Genomic DNA, 20,018 nt, shown 5'->3' on the forward strand with positions numbered 1-20,018 from the left:
GCGGGGCCGGCAAACAACCTTACCGACCCAACTGCCACTCTACGCCTGCCCGGAATAGAGAGCAATATGAAACCCTCCGGTAAGAGCCTGGCCAGTCTTAGCAACCTGTGTACGGCTGTTAACATCGACATTCAGATTGCCCCATTTATTTGGGGAAACTGACATAATTCCATTAACACCTTTGCCCTTGTTAACACTCGTCATATTGCAAAACACCACGGCTCCACCACCACTCTTGTTCGTCGCCAGAGAACCTGGACTCGGGCTTGAGCCATCGGAAATCAGAATATGTACATCGACAGTTTTACCACCCAGCGAGTTTTTTAGAATCCTATTGTTATGATCCAAACAAATATCAATGCCAAAAGTTAAGCCCTTGTACGAAAAAGTACTGTCACCTGCCTTGGTCGAAAAAGCATCATCTGTCTGATACTTATCATTGCCAACTTTATATTTCTTCAGCAGGAAATTGCCACCGGCCAGGATGGGAGCAATGCTCAAGTAAGATGCTGAAGAAAAACATCCACCACCTTTTGTGTAAGCAATAGTCCCTGCAACAATCAGAATGTTCGGGTACTGACGGGAAGCTCTGCGCAGGCCGGAATAAATATCACTCTTGGAGCCCTTGCTTAAAGAGTCGATGTGATTAGTTTTTGCTTTAGAGGCATACCCTGAAAAGTAATACTCCGGCGCAACCAACATCTTTATATATTTATCGTCGGAGTACTCTTGCATCATGGCTTTAGCGCGAGCCAACGCCCCCTCAAACACATCGAAATTACTGTTACTCACACCAGTAAACTTTGATGAATCATCAAACTCAATCATCGCCGCAAGGATATCTTTAGCCATCCCGCTTACCTCTTATATTTTTTTAGGAATTCACTCACTGACTTACCCACTGACCAGCCTCATATGTGACTGGCGATTCGCACTTTATATCACCGCAAGTAAACTGAGAGGCGGTATCAATTCACAGCTAACTGAATTAGCGTCGATTTGCCAGGGCCCCGAAGTGGAGTCGCTACACTCAACAGGTAAGTTGCGGCTAAAAAACAGACAGGACGGCATAGATAGCCATTACTGCAACGCTCCTCGAATCTGCAACAACAGACAAGCACTATGCTGATAAATCTCTCTTATAACTGTTGGTTACAGATATAGCGGAAAATATTGTTATTTATTGCATAAGAGCGCTGGTATGTTATGCGCCAGCGGAGAATCGTCCGGGGCCTGCCCCTTTCTCCACCATCAGCGCACAAAGGCAATGGAATCAAGCTGTTATGTATCGATACGACGACCGGGACCGCGCCATCATCAACGATCGCGTAGCCCAGTTCCGCGGCCAAACGGAACGTTACCTTGCCGGCGAGTTGAGCGAGGAGCAATTCCTGCCGCTGCGCCTGCAAAATGGCCTCTATATTCAGCGACTGGCCCCCATGTTGCGTATTGCCGTTCCCTACGGCCTGCTCAACAGTGCCCAGTTACGCCGTCTCGCTCGCGTAAGCCGCGACTACGATAAAGGCTACGCCCACTTCACTACGCGCCAGAACCTCCAGTACAACTGGCCGCAGCTGGAAGATGTACCCGCTATTCTCGATGAGCTGGCGGAAGTGGAAATGCACGCGGTACAAACCAGCGGTAACTGTATCCGAAATACCACCTCGGACCCCTTCGCCGGCATTGCACTCGACGAGATTGCCGACCCGCGCCCCTACTGCGAGTTGATTCGCCAGTGGTCTACATTCCATCCGGAATTCGCTTTCTTGCCGCGCAAGTTCAAGATTGCCGTCAGTGGTTCAGAGCAGGACCGCGCGGCCATCCGCGTACACGATATCGGTGTGCAGATCGTCAAGCGCGGTGAAGAGATTGGCTTCCAGGTATTGGTAGGTGGCGGTCAGGGCCGCACACCGGTTATTGCCGAGACCATCCGCGACTTCCTGCCGGAAGAAGACCTGCTCTCTTACCTTGAAGCGATTGTCCGCGTTTACAACCAGCTGGGTCGTCGCGACAACAAGTACAAAGCGCGCATTAAAATTCTGGTCAAGGCCCTCGGCCCGGAAGAGTTCGGCCGCCGCGTGGAAGAAGAGTGGCAACATATTAAAGACGGCGCTGAAAAGTTAACCCAGGAAGCATTGGATTGGGCTAAATCCTTCTTCACAGCCCCGGAATATCGCGAGTTTGACGGATCAGCTGCTGAAGCTGCACTGCAACAACAAGCTGACAGCGACAAAGCCTTTGCCCGCTGGCTTGAACGCAACACCTACCCGCACCGGGTACCCGGTTATCGCGCGATTAAGTTGTCCACCAAACCCACTGGTGTCCCCCCAGGTGATGTAACCGATGCCCAATTAGAGGCTATTGCCGATCTCGCCGATACTTTTAGCTTTGGTGAAGCTCGGGTAACTCACGACCAGAATGTGGTACTCGCAGACGTCGAACAGGACAAACTGTTTGAACTCTGGCAACAGGCCCGCAAGCACGGTTTCGCCACACCGAATATCGGCACCCTGACCGATATGATTTGCTGCCCCGGCGGTGACTACTGCTCACTTGCCAATGCCAAGTCCATCCCGGTAGCCGAAGCCATCCAGCGTCGCTTTGACGATATGGACTACCTGTACGACCTGGGTGATCTCAACCTCAATATATCTGGCTGTATGAATGCCTGTGGCCACCACCACGTGGGACATATCGGCATCCTCGGCGTCGACAAAAAAGGGGAAGAGTTCTACCAGATTCAGCTGGGCGGCAGTGCATCCAACGAGGCCAGCCTGGCCAAGGTATTGGGCCCCAGTTTCTCCCGCGCTGAAGTGCCAGACGTGATCAGCAAAATCCTCGACCTCTATGTCGAGCAACGCCAAACGGAAGAGCCCTTTATCGACACCTACAACCGCATCGGCCTTCAGCCCTTCAAGGAGAGAGTTTATGCCAAAGCCAGCTAAACTGGGCCCACAGCCGGGCAACCCCGCAGAACTGATCATCGATGGTGAAGTAAAGACCAACGAATGGCAGCTGGTACCCCAACTGGAAGCGGGAGAGGAGTTGGACCCAAGCACCCTGCCCTCCGGCAAAATTATCCTGCCACTGCGACAGTGGCTGGCGCATCGCGATGCGCTGTCATCCCGCAGTGACGAAGTCGGTGTTTGGCTGGACAGTGAAGAAGGTGCCGAGCAAATTGCGGAAGAAGCTGCCAAATTGCCGGTAATTGCCGTGCACTTCCCGGCATTTGCCGACGGTCGAGGCTTTACCGCAGGCCGTATGCTGCGCGAGCGCTACAGCTTTACCGGAGAGTTACGCGCAGTAGGCGGGTTTATGCGAGACCAGCTGACCTATTTACAACGCTGCGGCTTCAATGCCTACGCATTTGAAGGCGAGCAGCCTCTGGCAAGCCTTAAAGACTCGATGAGCGATTTTGGCGATAGCTACCAAACAGGGGTAGACCAACCGCTGCCCATGTTCCGTCGCCGCTTCTAAAGCTCAATTTAGACCTCTGAATACTCAGAGGTCTAAATTTCCACTTCCATCACGCCTCCAGCCCCAATCCATTAAGTGCAAACTCCAAAGAGGGTTCCACCTCCTTGAGTTCTCGCCCGGATCGCAATACCGATGCTGTGCCATGCAGCAGGGTAATCAGGTACATAGCGCACTCCTCGGCACGCCGATCAAGCCCTATAGCCTGGGACTCTTTATCAAAACGAAACAAGTCAACCAGTTGCTTTACCGCTTCTGCATCAGCAGCTTTTAAAGCGTCAATGGCATCAGAGGGCAAAGCGTCACCGGCAGTTTCTGATAATCCAAACGCCAGATAACAACCCCTCGGGGTTCCCTCCCCCGCTTGCCCTTTAACGGTAGCCAACAAATAACTATGCAATCGCTGCCGTAACGGCACTCCCTCTTCCGTCAGGAACTGCATACGATCTTTGGCATATCTATCCAGGTATTGCCCCAATGAAAGAACAAACAGTTTCTCTTTATTGCCAAAGGAAGAATACAGACTTGGCTTGTTAATCCCCATAGCCTTGGTCAGGTCCGCCATTGAGGCGCCCACATAGCCCTTTTTCCAAAAGACTTTCGTTGCTGATTCCAACGCATGCGCCTTATCAAACTCCGGCTTGCGTCCCGCCATTGGCAATCTCCCAAAAATTGTTTTGACAATATTGTACCGATCGGTAAGACTTAGCTCAAACCTTACCGATCGGTACAATATTGATCAACCCTTCACAGGAGAACGGAATTGAGCATTTCAATCGAAGGAAAAACTGCCCTTGTAACTGGAGCAAACCGCGGAATTGGCAAGGCAATTGTCGAGCGCTTTCTCGACGGTGGCGCAAAAAAAGTCTATCTGGCCGTGCGTAACCCAGAAACAACGACAGAGCTGACAGAAAAATATGGCGACAAAGTCATCACATTGGAACTCGATGTGGCAAAAGCCCAAAGTGTAGGGGCGGCGGCAAAGGCGATTCAGGAATTGGATATTCTGGTGAACAATGCCGGGGTACTTGCGCCCGCAGACCCGCTAAGCGACCATGTAGAGGACTCACTTAAGCAGGAACTGGAAGTGAATACCTTTGGGCTTGTCCGTGTAGCCAAAGCATTCACCCCCCATTTGGAAAAGAGCAAAGGCGCCCTGGTACAAATGAATTCGGTAGTATCCTTGCGTACCTTCCCACACGTTAGCACCTATTCCGCATCCAAAGCCGCCAGCTACGCAATTACCCAGGCACTTCGAGAAACGCTGCAGGAGCGAGGCGTACAAGTATTGAGTGTTCACCCCGGCCCCATCAAAACAGATATGGCCAAACAGGCTGGACTGGAGGACGGAGAATCCCCCAGTGCAGTAGCTGAGGAAATTGTTGGCGCGCTAAAAAATGGGGATTTTCACCTCTTCCCGGATGCCATGTCGCAGACTTTTGAAGCCGCTTATCAGAGCTTCTCTGATTCGGTGATCACCGCAGACCTTAGCGAATAACACGGCCGAAGATTGTCTGAGTAAGAAGTAACACAAGCCTCGAAGGAACCCGATCTAGGGTTCTTTCAAGAGGCTGGAAAATTCCTCTGAAGCCATAACGGGTACAAACTCAGTGATCGTAAAAGTCGACGCCCCATGTTTTGTGAAAGGGTCTTCTTCCAGAACCTTTCGCAGCACCTCCTTGGAGGGATGACGTGAAATAATTATCGCGCCAGTTCTAGGCTCTTTCGCCCCGCCAAAAAGCAGGTCTCCCGATTTATAGTGTCCCTCCAGGTAGCTCACATGCTCCGCCATTAACTCTGGGGTCAGTTTTTTAATATCCGGGAAATTCAAGTTCACTAAAAACATAACGTCTCCCCCCTCCTTAGGGGCTATATATCAACTCTTTACACCACTTTAAGCTTGCAGAAATAACCTCCACCAAACTAATAGATAGCTAATCTTTTCATCTTGGCGGTAGAGGATAATCCCCAAGCAGTAGTTTAAATGGAAACCATCGGAGATTGATGATCGGGCATCATTTAATTTAATGGTGCCATCACGTACCTTTCTTTAGGCAAAAGTGCTAAATAGACGATACTTCAGATTAATCAAGTTACATGTGGCCTGAAGAACTTCATCTGCCTTCCAGGCTATGGTATCCCCCTCAAAGCCACATACCAAACTCCTCTCAAAACATTTGGGGATTAATGCGATGGCACTCCCTCTTTGAGCTCACTCTTTAGACTGTTAATGCGAACTCATCTTTAGAAGGTGTAAAAACTGTTCAGAGGCCATAACAGGCTCAAATTCGGTTAGCGAATAAACTGCCACTCCACTTTTTATAAAAGGGTCCTCATCAAGCACTCTCCGCAATGCTTCTTCACTGTTGTGGCGAGAAACAATAACCCCTCCAGTCCTGGGATTTTTCCTTCCTCCAAAGAGTAAACTTCCAGACTTGTACTCTCCTTCCAGATAAAGCCTATGCTCCGCAGTCAGTTCTGGGGTTAGCTTTTTCATATCCTTAAAATGCATATCCACTAAAAACATACCCATTCCCTCTTCTCTAAAAACACTATAAGATTGCTACTGATTTCGTAGCAACTGTAACGCTACTAATTTAGAAGCGCAAGAACCATGATAACTCCTCTACCGAAAAAAACTGTCAGAGGCTCGACTAGCGGCATAGCCATTATGGCTGTATTCGATCTGCTCGGGCGAAAATGGAATATGAGAATACTGTGGGAACTGAGGAACACACCCCGGAGCTTCAGGGAACTCCAAGCCCAGTGTGATGCCATGTCCCCTTCGGTACTAAATACAAGAATCAAACAGTTGAGCGAAGCTAAATTGATTAATAAGTGTACGAATGGATATCAACTGACAGATCTGGGGGTTTCGTTAATGGAAACCCTTGATCCGCTGAGGGAATGGGCTAATAACTGGGAGGAATTCCTCAAGGCCTAATGGACACTCTGTAAAAACCAAAACCCAAGAGCCTTGCAGCCTAGATGCCGCTGGGTTCTTGGAGGCAGGCCAACTATCGCTACAAAATGGACTGAACTGATAGGGCTGTCTCATTATCACTCGCATCATGCGCTAGCGAAAACGAATAATATTAATCGCCGCGTAAACCAAATCTACGAATAATTCTGCCAAACAATGCACCTGCTCACCATCAAGGGTTAAGGAGGGTTCAATCTCTTTAGAGGTCAACAAACCACTGCTCTCAAGGGCACTCTTATGGGTTACCTTTTTGTGCCCGTAAGCGGCGAGTCATGGGGATTGCAGGGAGATAAATTGAGAGAAATGTGATTTTCAGAAGTTTCCTTAACCCAAAAACAGCTGTGCGCTGCATCCCCTACTTTTGATTGTTAAGGTCATATTTCTGGCATTTTTTCAAATTTTTGTAATTCCGGGTCCATATAGTCCCAAAATGCACCACTACCAGCATATACCACCATTGTCGGGTTGAATTGCTCCAGGTCATGAAGACTTCCAGCGCGGATAAATTCAAACTGCGGCATACCGCTATTTTCCGCATAAATATGCGAACCGCAGCGAGGGCAAAAACCTCTTCTTACTGTATTGCCGCTATCTGTCTGCTTCTCATGAAATGCAAGATCGCCACTAATGGCTAAGCTTCCGCGAGGAATAGCGATGTTAGCGATGTGTCCAGCCCCGCTAATTTTCTGACAATCTGTACATTGGCAATGACCCGCCATTACCGGCTCTTCAGAGCAAGAATAACTAATATAACCGCACAGGCATTCTCCAGATATTTTGGACATAAATTTTCCCTGTTACTTACAAAGTTGAAGTAACCTTAGCCTAAATCAATAACTTCAACTTCGCAAGTAACTAGGCTAGTATTTCATTTTCTGGCAGTAAGAGTGTGAGCATGAGTCCTGATAATCAATTTTTACGTTCGGGATGCCCTATCGTGAACGGACTGGACGTATTCGGCGATAAGTGGACATTAGTTATTCTAAGAGACTTACTGTGTGGTAAAGAGACCTATAGCGAGCTAGCTGACTCACCAGAGAAAATACCAACCAACAGACTCGCAGAAAGATTAAAAATGCTAGAAGCAGAGGGAATGTTGGTGAGGGTACAATATCAATCAAAGCCTAAGCGATATAAGTACCTGCTAACACAGAAAGGCAAGGATGTCTTACCGATTCTTCAGGCAATCGCCAAATGGGGAAATACATATTTTGAAGGCTCATGGATTCCCCCGAAGTGGTTTATGGAAACCTAACCCTTTGATTCGGGGCCAGAAGCGCAACAATTCCGCAGGACAAAGCTAAGCTGAAAATTTAGCAATAACAGCAACTTTTATGCATTTTTACTCCGAAATTGCTCTCCATAAATGGCCAGAAGCTTATGATATTGACTCTGCCTGTTATGCTCCCCCCCCAATCTCATTAAGAAACCCTCCTGAATCACTAACGAACCTGGCGGCAGTTGATACTAAGAGTATACTGTTTTACTTGAACACTTTTGCCCCTAAGGGCCCGGCAGCTCAGTGCCGCCAGACTCTATGGATCAGCTCATCTATAGAGACAAAATAGACTGAACCGCTGCGACAACCTCATTATCACTCGCATCATGTGCTAATGAAAACGAATGATATTCATCGCCCCGCAGACCAAATCTGCGATCAATTTCAGCCAAACAGTGCACCTGTTCACCATCAACGATAAAGGAGAGTTCAATCTCTTTTGAAGTCAACAAGCCACTACTCTTAAACTCTATCTCCTGGTAGCATCCAGACTGGGAGACAAAATTGCTTCCACGCAAATGCCCCTTTTCAACATCCGCTTTTACCATTTTAAAGCCACTTTCCTCGATCATGGAAAGTACCTTCTCTACAACGGGTAAAGGTCTTATCCGCAAGGGATCCCTGTCTTTCGGATCCAGCGCAAAATCAATATCCAGGGAAGTTTCCAGCCACACATAGCTTTTATTTTTACGGGTGTTTAAAACAGTAACTGGCGTCTCTTCATGCAACGCCAACTGAAAAGGAACTTCCAGGCTCTCTCCAGCGCCAATAGTGAAAGGGTCCTGTACCTGTAATTCATTCAGTACAAAACGCTCATGGCTTACCCCTTCATCGGTCTCCACCTTGATCTCGGTGCAGAGCTTTAAACTTATAGCATCCACCTGCTGGTCGATATCACCACCAATGATATGGATAGCCCCTTCAATGATTCCACCCTGAACTTGCTCAGAGTTTTGTAGAACTGTATCAACTTTAGCTGCACCAATACCTATTGACGCTTTGAGTTTTTGAAACATAGACATACTTGGGGTACTCACCTAACCAAACAACCTGGCCTTAAAATATGGACTTCAACCTATTTCTTAGCCCAATAAATAGAGTCCAACATTAACACAAATCCAATTTAGGTAATACCAGGCCCAATAAGTTCATTTATGTCTTGAACTTCTACATAAATAATTGATAACACCTATACCTACCTCTACCAGGTTCAGGGAGAGCTTGCCTGATCAAAAAGAGATATTTTTATTACATATTTCCCCCAACAGTAAAAAATTTAATGCTTGAATAAGGCCACTTACTTTTTCTGAATGTGTCATTTTTCGTTGAAATATCAGCAAAATCCTAACTGTTGTTAAGAAAATTCCAGCAGTACCATAGTATCTGAGCCCTATTTATACCGAAGAAGTAAAAATATGATCAGAAATAGTTTCAAAATTACACCTTCTCACACCTACATCATGCTGCAAGGGCTAGACCACTATCTGCAGCATCAGAAGTCGATAACAAACTAAAGGTAGATTGTAAGTTTAAATCTGCAAATTGAGACTCTCCATCTCAGCCACTACGTATAGAAACTCCATCTACAGAAAATTGAGAATAATCAATTTAGGGTACTCCTATTCACTTAGAGCCCCCTAGAAACATTTCTCAAACCATTAAGCAAGGTTATGCACATTTTAATTATTTACGATGGAAAACCGGGCCATCTCAGTCCTTCGCTGGGGCTATACCAGCTACTCTCCCGCCACTCCAAGGGCAAATATTCTTATGAAATCACCACCAGTAAACCAGTTTTAAAGGCCCTAAATAAACCAATAAGACTATTGACTCGACATCTCGCCAGAAACGCACACAAATTTATCATGCTCTTTCACAGAAACCCCTCCTTCAAAAGAAAACCAGATCTAATTATTTCCTTTGGTGGGAATAGCGTTGCTGCGAACGTTGCACTAACCCAAAAAACACAATGCATGAATATTGCCATAGGAAATATTTACAGCTTCAGGAAAACCGACTTCTCTCTAACCCTATCTACCAAAGAGGACATTAAGAAATCTAGGCAATACCTTCCATTTAGCCGCATAGATGTAAATTTATGCAAAGCATTGGGCGACAACTTAAAGAAGAAACACCACAAACCCTTTTATACTTTACTTATCGGAGGCAATGGAAGCGGCTATAAATACACACGGAAGGATTATATAGACTTGATAGAAGAGCTAAAAAAAATAGCGATCTATCAAAATATTTCATGGCTAATTAGCACCTCAAGAAGAACCCCTAAATATGTGGCTGAGCTAATTGAAAGCAACATGCCATTTGATACATGCTTCAACTTGCTAGATTATGAGGCCCCCAATGCCAGCCTCGAAGAAATACTCGGTGCAAGTGAAGCTGTCTTTATAACCGAAGACAGTTCATCAATGATTTCTGAGGCCCTTGCCCTATCTAAACCTATATATACTTTAGCCCCCCAAGAGAATAACATCTACGGAGCCCACAAAACTCTCATCAATAAACTTTACAGTGAAACTTATATAAAGAGGATGGAGATTTTCGAACTGGCCAAGACCTTTAATGATTCTCTATCAAAAGATTTCAACTTAGATTATGGAGACCATTCTAAAGCAAGATACGATGAAATTATCTCTGCGCTTGACATCAGCAGCAATGGTAGGTGAGCGATCTCAACCCCTTAAATTGACCATCATGACGACAGGGACTTTAACACAAAGATCTATTGATATATAACCTGAGACAAACTTTTAACGGCAAGAGATCCTGCACATTCAAACTAGTCAATTGCAGTAGCAAAAACTACTAGCAGAAAATAATATTCTCTCTAGCCTCACCAAGCGAGTAGAACTTCATCAAAAGCCAACCTAAATTTTAATCTATACATCAACTGCCAATTCATAATTAAAAATATCGTTCTAAAAAATACAAGCAAGTATTTTGCGTGGAGAGCCAACCCCACACCACCCTGCACACTGTTAAAATGAGCCCATATCTTCCAGAGACCTTCTCAACAACCCCTTAATATAGTTGATGCGGCCTCCAAATTTAATTATTTCAATTTCTTCTTGGGAAAGATCATTTTCCAACCAAATCTTAATACCTTTTGTCACATTTCTCAGCTCTAGTATCTTGTTACCCCCTGTACAGCTTGAGAGATCATAAAATTGAAGTTGATCATCTTTACTAAATGCGTCAAAATCGCTTGGATTACAAAATGTTAAAATGAGAATTCCGTGGTCAATAAGATTCTTGCGATAGAGTCCAGCTACACTTTTGGCTATGACGCAGCGCACTCCCAGGTATCGCAGAGTAATTGAGGCATGCTCCCGGCTCGACCCATGACCTAAACTGTTGCCAGCAATAAGAAATATATCCTCCTCGGTGCTCAAAGCCCGCTGATAAAAAGATTCATCTACATTTGAAAAAGCAAAGCGGCTTAACTCTGGGACATTTGACCAATAAGGCAAAGCATCCGCACCTCCGGGAATAATATCATCGGTTGAAACATTATCCTCCAGCTTTAAAAGAGCAGGGCCTTCGATCACACTTAACATTTTTTCCAGAACTGGCAAAGGCTTGATGTTGGGGCCCTTTCTAACCTCAACTTTCACTGGTATTTCCTGCGGTGGCTCCAATAGTGACCGCATATCCATTAGATGTTCAGGCTCTTCAAATACCGGATAATCCATGTCTAAATTTCTGGGGTCAGTTATTTTTCCTTTCAGGGCGCTGGCCGTCGCAGTCTCTGGGCTGCATAAATAGACGCTATCTTCTTTAGTTCCCGAACGCCCAGGGAAATTTCTCGGCACAGTTCTAAGACTATTGTGCCCGCTAGCTGGGGCTTGCCCCATACCGATACAGCCACCACAGCCGGTTTCATGCAAGTAAGCCCCTGCACCAAGCAGTTTTTCAAGGTCACCATTATGAGTCAGCTCATGAAGTAGTTGGCGCGACGCGGGATTAATATCTAAAGAAACCTCGTGCGGTACAAAGAGACCATTTACCATCCGGGCGGGAATAGAGAAATCACGCAACCCAGGGTTAGCCGAAGAACCGATATAGCTCTGAGAAACTGGCCTACCTTCAACTTCACGAACTTTAACAACCTTATCCGGCCGCGAGGGGCAAGCGATCATCGGTTCAATTTTCGATAGGTCTAAAGTTGCAACCTCATCATAGGTTGCATCCTTATCGGCAAGCAACTCGACAAAGTCGTTCTCGCGCGACTGCTGCCGCAAGAAAAGCCTCACTTGATCATCAGCAGGAAAGACACTTGTTACGGCCCCCATTTCCTGCCCCATATTGGCGATTACGTGACGATCCATTGCTGTAAGGTTTGCCAATCCAGGGCCGTGATATTCAACGATCTTGTTCCAGCAACCTCTCAATGTATATCTACGTACAAGTTCCAAAATAACATCTTTAGCGCTTACCCATGGCTGTAGCTCCCCCTCTAAACGCACCCCCAAAATAGTTGGCATTACCAGAGAGAGCGGAAATCCCATCATTGCAAGCGCAACCTCAATTCCTCCGGCTCCTATTCCTAACATACCTAACGAGCCCGCAGCACATGAGTGGCTATCCCCACCTAAAAGGGTTTTACCGGGGATACCAAAACAAGCCATATGGACAGGATGACTAATACCATTTCCTGGTCGCGAGTACCATATCCCGTAGTTTCGACAGGAACTTTGCAGGAACACGTGGTCATCACCATTCTTATGGTCTGCCCTCAATACATTGTGATCCACATACTGAGCGCATATTTCTGCTTTCACCTGCCTCGCCCCCAAAGCTTCAAGCTCCAACATCACTAACGTGCCGGTGGCATCCTCACTGAGGACTTGGGAGCCTCTGAATAACTCCATGATACCTCTGGCATGCAGAGCGGTTCACAATCAAGGCGCGGCTTCGCAGGAATGTCTAGACCTTTCAAGAAGTCGCAACGCGGAGTGTGAATCGCTCTGCAAGCCCCGAAGGGCGGGCCTTGAAGACCACAGCTGCTGCGTTGCAGCTCTTGCAAAGGGCTACGGCCATTCGCGGCGAGCTGCGCCTAGCATCTGCAGCCTTCAAGACCCGCAGAGGCATTACAGGTTTATTCAGAGGCTCCCTTGGTCAATTTTAAGCTCGATAACACTTTGGGGAGCCATATTCCCTTTGACCAAATGACTTTCAATTAACTTTCTAGCTACGTTTAGGCCTGTCATTAAGTTACACTAACGAACTCTAATACTTACCCACCTAGACAACTTATTGGCCTAGCAATTCTGTTTTCGTTATCGACATAACTAGAAATAACGTATTAGTATAAATAAATATCCATTAGAATAATTAAATATATTTAGAAGCTCAAATCAAAGAAACTATTTTTATCTAAAACATGCACACCCAACAGCCTTCACAGCAACTCAAACCGCCTCATACGATAGAAAACTTCACCTTTCGGCACTACCAGATTGCTTGTCCCGTACAAACATCAAGAAGAATTACCCTGGCTGAATGTCATATATAGAGAAATACTCAACATAAGCATGTTAATATTCAATTAATAGGAAATTCCAGCAGGATATTCGGAATTGAAAGTTTTACTTCTACCAGGACTTGATGGAACAGGAACACTGTTTTCAGGTTTGATTAAGGCACTACCAAAACAATGGACAACCGAAACTATCTGCCTTTCCAAGCTCCCAGGGGATAGTTACCTGGCTCAAGCTCAATCAATCGCCAAGAGCTATCTCAATGAGAAGACTTACATTATTGCTGAATCCTATTCAGGAAGAGTTGCATATGAGCTATCCCTTTTAGCTCCCGAGAAAATTTTAGGCATTACCTTTATAGCTAGCTTTATAAGCTCTCCTTCGCTGCTATCCAAGGCGGCACAACTAGCTCCAATCTCGCTTATAGACTGCCCATCTTTAACCAAAATCACACTAAATTTCTTTGGTTTCAATGGCAAAGGCAGTGACATACTCATTGACAGCACCTATAACGCCCTACTAAATACCAACAGAGGCAAACTAAAGCAAAGGCTTCATAATATCGCCTCTATCTCCAAACCATCCCAAAATTTGGAAATCCCTGCCGTCTATATCCGCCCGGATAGAGATCGACTTGTAAGTAAAAAAGCTGCCATCGATATATCTGCGATATACATCAACCTCAATGTCATTGATATTCCAGGTGGGCACTTTATTGCTCAGGCACACCCCAACAAAGTCGCGAGAATTATTATGAATTTTGCAGAAGGATTATTGCTACCCTAACTTGCCTCTGTAGTGGTCTAATCCTTCCGGACACTTCGCTAAGATGGTAAAACTACCAAGCGAGGTGAAGTATGACAACAAAAGGTACACGTCGGCATTTCAAGCCGGAATTTAAGAAAGACGCCGTAGCGCTAGTCTCTGAGCAAGGGTATTCAATTTCTAAAGCAGCAGAGGTTGTAGGAACAACAGCCAATAACCTGCGACGCTGGATAAAGGAACTGAAGCAGGAAGAAGACGGTGTGAGGTTGGATGTAGGTGAGCGCGCAGAATTAGAGCGATTACGACGTGAAAATAAGCAGTTGCGGATGGAGAAAGAAATCCTAAAAAAGGCCAGCGCCTTCTTTGCGAAAGAAATGAAATAAAGTACAGCTTTATTGAAAAACAGCAAGGCAGCTTTCCTGTTAGGGTGCTCTGCCGGGTAATGCAAGTAAGTAAAACTGGTTATTACGATTGGTGTTGCCGTGGTAATAGCTCAATAGATGCTCAAACATGGCAACTATGCCATCGTTTGAAGGCCCTATTTGCAGAATCTAGACAGAGCCTGGGAAGTCGTCGGTTAATGAAGCTGTTACGTAAAGAAGGCTTTGAAGTCGGGCGCTATCGAGTCCGCAAGCTCATGAAAAAGCTAGGCTTGGCAGTAAAGCGTAAGAAGCGATTTACACTGACGACAGACAGTAAACATCACCTGCCGGTCGCAGAGAACCTTCTGAATAGGGAGTTCTCACCGAGCGCTAAAAATCAAGTTTGGACGACTGATATTACATATATTTGGACTTCGCAGGGCTGGTTGTACTTGGCGGTAGTGATTGATCTCTATTCGCGCCGGATTATTGGTTGGCATCTAGATCGCAAGATGGAAACGGCCCTGGTAACTCGTGCGTTGATGATGGCTGTCAATTTGCGTTCGCCCCCAAAAGGTCTCCTGCATCACTCTGATCGTGGCAGTCAGTATGCCAGCCATACCTACCAAACGTTATTGAGTCAGCATGGGATGGTGTGTTCAATGAGCCGTAAGGGAAATTGTTGGGACAACGCACCGACTGAACGTTTCTTCAGCAGCCTGAAGCGGGAGTGGGTAACGGGAAACCTTTATCCGACAAGGGAGGATGCGGTAGCAGATGTAAGAGCCTATATTGCTTATTACAACTCACGCAGAATACATACAACACTGGGAGACCTAGCCCCTATCGAATTTGAGAAATGTGCTTAAAGAAGTGTCCGGTTGGAGTTGACCACAACACTCTCAATTAACAATCATATGGCGAGCAAATCCAGAAATAATCCAGCCTTAGAATCTAAACTGATATTCGTTCATAAAATACCCCTTACCAATCTTGCTTCCCACAAAATCCTCGGAGTTAACAGTGAGCAATAGAGAGCATATTTCCTTTCTAGAACCAATAAAAAATCCACCCGCTTACTCAATGGATAAAGAAAATAGAAAACTAGAACTTAAACTTGATGTACAGTACGAAAAGAATAACATTTTCAGTTTTTACAAAACCCATGACACACCAACCTGGACCCGTGTATTTTCATCATCAATCACTCAAGAAGCAGGTTTCACACTGACAGGCCCTACCATTGAAATTCGCGCTGATAGCCACCTTACTATCCAGACAAACAACCTGCTGCCAGAGGAAGACCCCCTCAATACACCCGCTACAATAAACTTCCCCCATGAGTTCAATACCTACAACTTACATACTCACGGGCTCCACGTCTCCCCAGAATCTCCGGCCGACAATGTCTGCATGAAGATCAAACCAGGGGAAAGTTATACCTACGAATACGACATTCCCAAGGACCAACCCCCAGGACTCTACTGGTACCACCCCCATAAGCACGGCTCTGTCGCTATACAAGTCGGCAGCGGGATGGCAGGTGCCCTAATCGTAAGGGATGAATTTGAGGCAATGGGAGTTAAGGAACATATTCTTGTCTTCCAGAATATTGCCGTAGATGAGCACGGAAAAGTAGAGGATCAACACCAGGTCGCTAAGTTCCCAGATAGTGAATACTGTATTACCGTTAACGGACAATACTGCCCTATCATTCATGCAACGGTGGGTGAGCTTCTCAATCTGAGACTTCTCAATGCTACCATCAGGACATCGATAGATATCGATTGCCCTTGGTTCGCGTAAATGTATATCTACGGGTTTGATGGAAACCCTACTGATGACTACCGCCTACAAGACGGAGTAAGCCTGGGCCCCGCTAATCGAGCCTCCCTTTTCTTAAAAATCAGTGAAGCCGCCACTCCGGGAGCTCATTTTTACATTTACAATAATGCGATTGAGTTCCAACAAATGCCGCATTATAAGTACCATAACAACAGTCCACTTTTTGTTATTGCCATTGCCCAGGGGGAGGAAATCGGAACGGCAATCTATGCCCCCAGCAAACCACCCGCCCGATGTGCACCCCCACCCTTCCCCAGCAGTTTTAAAGTGGACTTACTGAAACCTATTACAGATGATGAGATCACCAATACACGTCGACTCACTTTCCAGGCCAACACGCTTGATGACCCCCAAAAATATTATCGCGGGCTGAATGTCAGTATTGACCATTCACCATTCGAAGGGTGTGAAGTGGTTAATCATTACGTAGAGCTTGATGCAGTAGAGGAGTGGACCTTGGTTAATGAAAGTGAATTCCCCCACCCAATCCATATTCATGTAAATCCGTATTATGTTATCGAGGTGGCTGGAGAAGATCCCATGCACCACACACTCAAACTACCGTTTTGGTGCGACACCTTTCAAGTACCGCCCCATGGACATGTCAAATTCCGTACTCGTTTCAAGGATTTTACCGGAAAGTATCCTCTGCATTGCCACTTACTTTATCATGAGGATGGGGGCATGATGCAGCATGTTAGAGTTGTCAAAGATGCCTCTGAGATTCCAAAATAGCCCACTTATCTATCCAGTCATTGAATGCAAGGATCGTTAAAGTCCCGTAAGAATTAACACTTACTGGGGGCCACTTTTTGCGGGTCATGTAACTTGGGCGGAGTTGCATTACCACAATGCTTACTCAACCAATCGCAAGCATGGATAATATCCTTTGCAAGGCCACTGATTGCATTCTGATTGAGATGAGGGCGAACAACAATTCTCAGAGAGTTTACAGACTGAGCGTTTGGCGGCATCGAATAGGCAGAAAGAACCCATCCCCGTTCACGTACTTTATTGGATATATCATATTCATTAAAATTCTTATATTTTTTATTCAGGGTCATGGCAACAACCGGGATTCTCTGGGTTTTATTCATTATTTCAAAGTACCCACTGGCCACCAGAAGTTGACGAAGAGTCTGCGCATTCTCCAAGGTGTGCTGCATAATCTGCCTGTAACCCTCATAGCCTAGACGTATAAAGTTGTAATACTGGTAGGCAACCGGCGATGCATTTCGGCTAAAGTTCAATGTGGCTGTAGGCATCTCCCCACCCAGGTAATTAACATAGAACATCAAGTCTTCATCAAAAACTGCTCTTTCACGAAAAATTATCCACCCCAATCCCGGCGGCACCAAGCCAAACTTGTGCCCGGAGGCATTGATAGATTTCACTCTTGGCAAACGAAAATCCCATTTGTAATTCGGATAGAGAAATGGATTAACAAATCCTCCCGACGCCCCATCAATATGCATAGGGATATCGTTTCCTGTTCTCTCTTCATACTTATCCAACCAGTTTTGAATCGCCCTAAATGCATCATCCTCACCGGTAAAGGTTTGCCCGGCGATAGCGACAACAGCGATGGTATTCTCATCGACCAATTCATCCAGATGTTCACTGGTAAAGCGGTAATGACCAGGCTTTAACGGTGCTATGCGCGGCTCCACATCAAAGTAGCGCATAAATTTTTCCCAAACGATCTGCACATTGGCTCCGGTAACCAGGTTAGGTTTTGAGCCGTCTTTGCCGGCTTGCTGCCTCTTCTTACGCCAATTCCACTTGTGCGCCAAACCAGCCAACATGCAGGCCTCTGACGAGCCTATGGTCGCTGCGCCGTATGGCTCTACTCCCTCAGGTCCATTCCAGAGGTTGTGTAACCAGCGAACCATTCGCGCTTCCATCGCAAACAGCTGAGGATACATGTCGTGATCAATATAGTTCTTCAGGTAATGTTTCTTGGCGACCTCAAATGCTTCTGACTCAGTAAAAGTTGTGACAAACGAAGATAAGTTCATCGCAGGCTTTGCGTCAGCCCAGGTTTCACTGGTTACGATAGCCTCGGCAGCCTCTGCTGAAATACTACACCGGGGAAAGTGCTTTTCTGGAATATCTTCATTGTATTCGTCAAAGAACCTATCAAATGGAGATTGCTCTTTCACTACCTACCTCCGGCTCACTCATCAATATCAGAAAATGACTGCTGTTGATGGCCACCCTCCCCCCGCCAGGAGGGATTGTGAAAATAGAAAATTAACAAGGGAACGGTGATCGCTATAGCAATTCCAGCCAGGTTGAGAGCAACATAAGTTACAGGATTTTTTATCGTGAGCTGTTCTGGCGGGAAAAATGAAACTACCAAGGCAAAAACAACGGAAATTAAGCCTATTCCAGCAACAATACAAACCCCTGGCAGCCCTCCGGGGATACGAAAACTTCTGGGTAAGTCTGGTTGCGTGATCCGTAACCGAATAACCGCAGCAAACATCATTATGTACATAATGATATATAAGCTAATAGCCATCACTGAAATCAAAACAAAAGCTGTAGATACATTATCCATTAAAATATAAATGGACGAGATTGCCGCTACCACTACAAACTGTGCGAGGAGAATATTTTTTTGTACACCCACCCGGTTTTCTCGCTGAAACCAGGGCGGCAACATCCCATCCTGGGCCGTAGCCAGTAGCCCTCGACTGGGGCCAGCCAACCATGCCAAGGCACCACTTAGTGCACCATAGCCAATTAGCCAGGAAAGTGCTTGCACGGGCCATTGAACCCCAAGTAGCTGCCCAAAAGCTCTTTCGTAAGCTGTAAATAAGCCAGTTTCTACAGATATCTCTTTATAGGGCAAAATTGCAGCAATAGAGAGTGCGCCGAGAGTGAACACCAGGATGGAAATAACGGCGGCGATGGCGATTACAGCTGGATATCCTCGACGGGTATCACGTAGTTCCGACACATGCGTGGCCTGTGCTTCCACCCCAGCAAAGGCAAGTAAAATACCCCCGAGAAAAGCAATAGCCCCCAAACCGTTAATATGGGGAAACCAGCGCGGGTGATCATAACCATCCCGACGCACTGCTACTTCCGGGTCGGTCAAGGTCTCCCAGCCAATAGGATTACCACTCACCACCCACCAAACAGCCAGGATAATCAAAATCAAACAGGGAAATACGATACCCACCAGAAATCCAAACTGTGCCACTTTTACCAGAAAGCGGGTTCCAGTAAGAGCAATCAGGGTCGCTAGCAAATAGGCAAGGATGCAAAACCCACCGATATAGTAGGTATTCTGGGCGATGGTATTATCGCCCACCGCATAAGCCACCGCCGCTGCGGCAAAACCCAACTCTGTGGGATACCAAACAATGCACTCGATCCATTGCAACCATATAGCGACAAAACCCACCTTCGGGGTGAAGGCCTCACCAACCCAGGTATAGACACCCCCAGTGCGCTCTGAAAAGGCGCTACCAAGTTCTGCCGACACGAGCCCTGCAGGAATCAAGAACAACAATGCCGCAAAGCCGATATAGAAAAACATCGTCAGTTCTTCTTGCGCCATCATCGGCAGGGTACGCAAGCTGGTAACGACCGTTGCGGCAGTTAGGAGCCCGAGAGCAGCCACAGAAAACATCTTTCTGTTGGCAATATCCGGGGTGCTCGATGCACTGCTCCCTTTTGGTCGCACTGATGGGACCTCCCTGGAGTGCAATATTTTTGCGGCAGTACAAAGAAGCAAAGCCTATCGTGGGAGCCTGCGGGATAGATGGGATAACAGAGGTGCCGCTACCAAGGCATAAGCC

19 protein-coding genes are annotated in these 20,018 nt (G+C 46.3%); 10 read left to right on the forward strand and 9 right to left on the reverse strand.

The window, feature by feature from the left end; translation table 11 throughout:
* Nucleotides 1–39: 39 nt before the first annotated feature.
* Nucleotides 40–852 carry a carbon-nitrogen hydrolase family protein gene (locus ACJJIS_RS11850; protein WP_475708180.1) on the reverse strand — a complete coding sequence of 271 codons (813 nt, stop codon included), beginning with the start codon at nucleotides 850–852 and terminating at the stop codon, nucleotides 40–42.
* Between the two features lie 431 nt (nucleotides 853–1,283).
* On the opposite strand from ACJJIS_RS11850, the gene ACJJIS_RS11855 reads away from it, so the two are divergent.
* Nucleotides 1,284–2,945 (forward strand): nitrite/sulfite reductase, encoded by a 1,662-nt coding sequence (locus tag ACJJIS_RS11855; RefSeq protein WP_475708181.1) that lies wholly within the window; start codon nucleotides 1,284–1,286, stop codon nucleotides 2,943–2,945.
* On the forward strand, nucleotides 2,929–3,477 hold the full coding sequence (locus ACJJIS_RS11860; RefSeq protein WP_444927588.1) for a DUF934 domain-containing protein: 549 nt from the start codon (nucleotides 2,929–2,931) through the stop codon (nucleotides 3,475–3,477). Before ACJJIS_RS11855 ends, ACJJIS_RS11860 begins: the two co-directional genes overlap by 17 nt.
* 49 nt (nucleotides 3,478–3,526) lie before the next feature.
* Here ACJJIS_RS11860 and ACJJIS_RS11865 read toward each other — a convergent pair whose 3' ends face one another.
* The gene (locus tag ACJJIS_RS11865; RefSeq protein WP_413665502.1) at nucleotides 3,527–4,129 is read right to left on the reverse strand and encodes a TetR/AcrR family transcriptional regulator; all 603 of its coding nucleotides are present in this window, start codon (nucleotides 4,127–4,129) and stop codon (nucleotides 3,527–3,529) included.
* Between the two features lie 108 nt (nucleotides 4,130–4,237).
* Here ACJJIS_RS11865 and ACJJIS_RS11870 point away from each other — a divergent pair, with 108 nt between their 5' ends.
* Nucleotides 4,238–4,972, forward strand: coding sequence for an SDR family oxidoreductase (locus ACJJIS_RS11870; protein WP_444897575.1), 735 nt, complete (start codon nucleotides 4,238–4,240; stop codon nucleotides 4,970–4,972).
* 54 nt (nucleotides 4,973–5,026) lie between these two features.
* On the opposite strand, the gene ACJJIS_RS11875 is transcribed toward ACJJIS_RS11870, so the two are convergent.
* Together ACJJIS_RS11875 and ACJJIS_RS11880 are read right to left on the reverse strand one after the other, a co-directional pair.
* A complete protein-coding gene (locus ACJJIS_RS11875) occupies nucleotides 5,027–5,320 on the reverse strand; it encodes a YciI family protein (RefSeq protein WP_444905529.1) in 294 nt (97 codons plus the stop codon).
* A 381-nt stretch (nucleotides 5,321–5,701) separates the two neighbouring features.
* Entirely contained in the window at nucleotides 5,702–6,001 is a 300-nt protein-coding gene (locus ACJJIS_RS11880; RefSeq protein ID WP_444905530.1) for a YciI family protein, read from the reverse strand.
* Between the two features lie 144 nt (nucleotides 6,002–6,145).
* On the opposite strand from ACJJIS_RS11880, the gene ACJJIS_RS11885 reads away from it, so the two are divergent.
* Nucleotides 6,146–6,418, forward strand: a complete 273-nt coding sequence (locus ACJJIS_RS11885; protein WP_445362004.1) for a winged helix-turn-helix transcriptional regulator — start codon at nucleotides 6,146–6,148, stop codon at nucleotides 6,416–6,418.
* A 413-nt stretch (nucleotides 6,419–6,831) separates the two neighbouring features.
* Here ACJJIS_RS11885 and ACJJIS_RS11890 read toward each other — a convergent pair whose 3' ends face one another.
* Nucleotides 6,832–7,242 (reverse strand): GFA family protein, encoded by a 411-nt coding sequence (locus ACJJIS_RS11890; RefSeq protein ID WP_475708182.1) that lies wholly within the window; start codon nucleotides 7,240–7,242, stop codon nucleotides 6,832–6,834.
* A gap of 110 nt (nucleotides 7,243–7,352) precedes the next feature.
* Between ACJJIS_RS11890 and ACJJIS_RS11895 the strand changes: the two genes are divergently transcribed.
* The gene (locus tag ACJJIS_RS11895; protein WP_413665496.1) at nucleotides 7,353–7,712 is read left to right on the forward strand and encodes a winged helix-turn-helix transcriptional regulator; all 360 of its coding nucleotides are present in this window, start codon (nucleotides 7,353–7,355) and stop codon (nucleotides 7,710–7,712) included.
* Between the two features lie 296 nt (nucleotides 7,713–8,008).
* Here the strand turns inward: ACJJIS_RS11895 and ACJJIS_RS11900 are convergent, their stop codons facing one another.
* Nucleotides 8,009–8,758 carry a sporulation protein gene (locus tag ACJJIS_RS11900; protein WP_475708183.1) on the reverse strand — a complete coding sequence of 250 codons (750 nt, stop codon included), beginning with the start codon at nucleotides 8,756–8,758 and terminating at the stop codon, nucleotides 8,009–8,011.
* A gap of 648 nt (nucleotides 8,759–9,406) precedes the next feature.
* On the opposite strand from ACJJIS_RS11900, the gene ACJJIS_RS11905 reads away from it, so the two are divergent.
* Nucleotides 9,407–10,420, forward strand: a complete 1,014-nt coding sequence (locus ACJJIS_RS11905; protein ID WP_475708184.1) for an ELM1/GtrOC1 family putative glycosyltransferase — start codon at nucleotides 9,407–9,409, stop codon at nucleotides 10,418–10,420.
* A 312-nt stretch (nucleotides 10,421–10,732) separates the two neighbouring features.
* On the opposite strand, the gene ACJJIS_RS11910 is transcribed toward ACJJIS_RS11905, so the two are convergent.
* Nucleotides 10,733–12,625 carry an aconitate hydratase gene (locus tag ACJJIS_RS11910; protein WP_475708185.1) on the reverse strand — a complete coding sequence of 631 codons (1,893 nt, stop codon included), beginning with the start codon at nucleotides 12,623–12,625 and terminating at the stop codon, nucleotides 10,733–10,735.
* 708 nt (nucleotides 12,626–13,333) lie between these two features.
* Here ACJJIS_RS11910 and ACJJIS_RS11915 point away from each other — a divergent pair.
* From ACJJIS_RS11915 to ACJJIS_RS11930, 4 genes are all read left to right on the forward strand, one after another.
* Complete coding sequence (locus tag ACJJIS_RS11915) at nucleotides 13,334–14,020, forward strand: alpha/beta fold hydrolase (protein WP_475708186.1); 687 nt, start codon at nucleotides 13,334–13,336, stop codon at nucleotides 14,018–14,020.
* A 71-nt stretch (nucleotides 14,021–14,091) separates the two neighbouring features.
* A protein-coding gene (locus ACJJIS_RS11920) for an IS3 family transposase (protein ID WP_475708187.1) occupies nucleotides 14,092–15,230 on the forward strand; the annotation gives its coding sequence in 2 pieces (ribosomal slippage) (nucleotides 14,092–14,341 and nucleotides 14,341–15,230; 1,140 coding nt in all).
* Between the two features lie 154 nt (nucleotides 15,231–15,384).
* Nucleotides 15,385–16,167 carry a multicopper oxidase domain-containing protein gene (locus tag ACJJIS_RS11925; protein ID WP_475708188.1) on the forward strand — a complete coding sequence of 261 codons (783 nt, stop codon included), beginning with the start codon at nucleotides 15,385–15,387 and terminating at the stop codon, nucleotides 16,165–16,167.
* Nucleotides 16,168–16,941: a multicopper oxidase domain-containing protein gene (locus tag ACJJIS_RS11930; protein WP_475708189.1), complete on the forward strand. Its 774-nt coding sequence runs from the start codon at nucleotides 16,168–16,170 to the stop codon at nucleotides 16,939–16,941.
* A 53-nt stretch (nucleotides 16,942–16,994) separates the two neighbouring features.
* Here the strand turns inward: ACJJIS_RS11930 and gad are convergent, their stop codons facing one another.
* Nucleotides 16,995–18,368: a glutamate decarboxylase gene (gad, locus tag ACJJIS_RS11935; RefSeq protein WP_444932965.1), complete on the reverse strand. Its 1,374-nt coding sequence runs from the start codon at nucleotides 18,366–18,368 to the stop codon at nucleotides 16,995–16,997.
* A 14-nt stretch (nucleotides 18,369–18,382) separates the two neighbouring features.
* Nucleotides 18,383–19,903: an amino acid permease gene (locus ACJJIS_RS11940; RefSeq protein ID WP_444905540.1), complete on the reverse strand. Its 1,521-nt coding sequence runs from the start codon at nucleotides 19,901–19,903 to the stop codon at nucleotides 18,383–18,385.
* Nucleotides 19,904–20,018 lie beyond the last annotated feature (115 nt).

The sequence above is a fragment of the Microbulbifer maximicatervae (SeqCode) genome, from assembly GCF_056231245.1.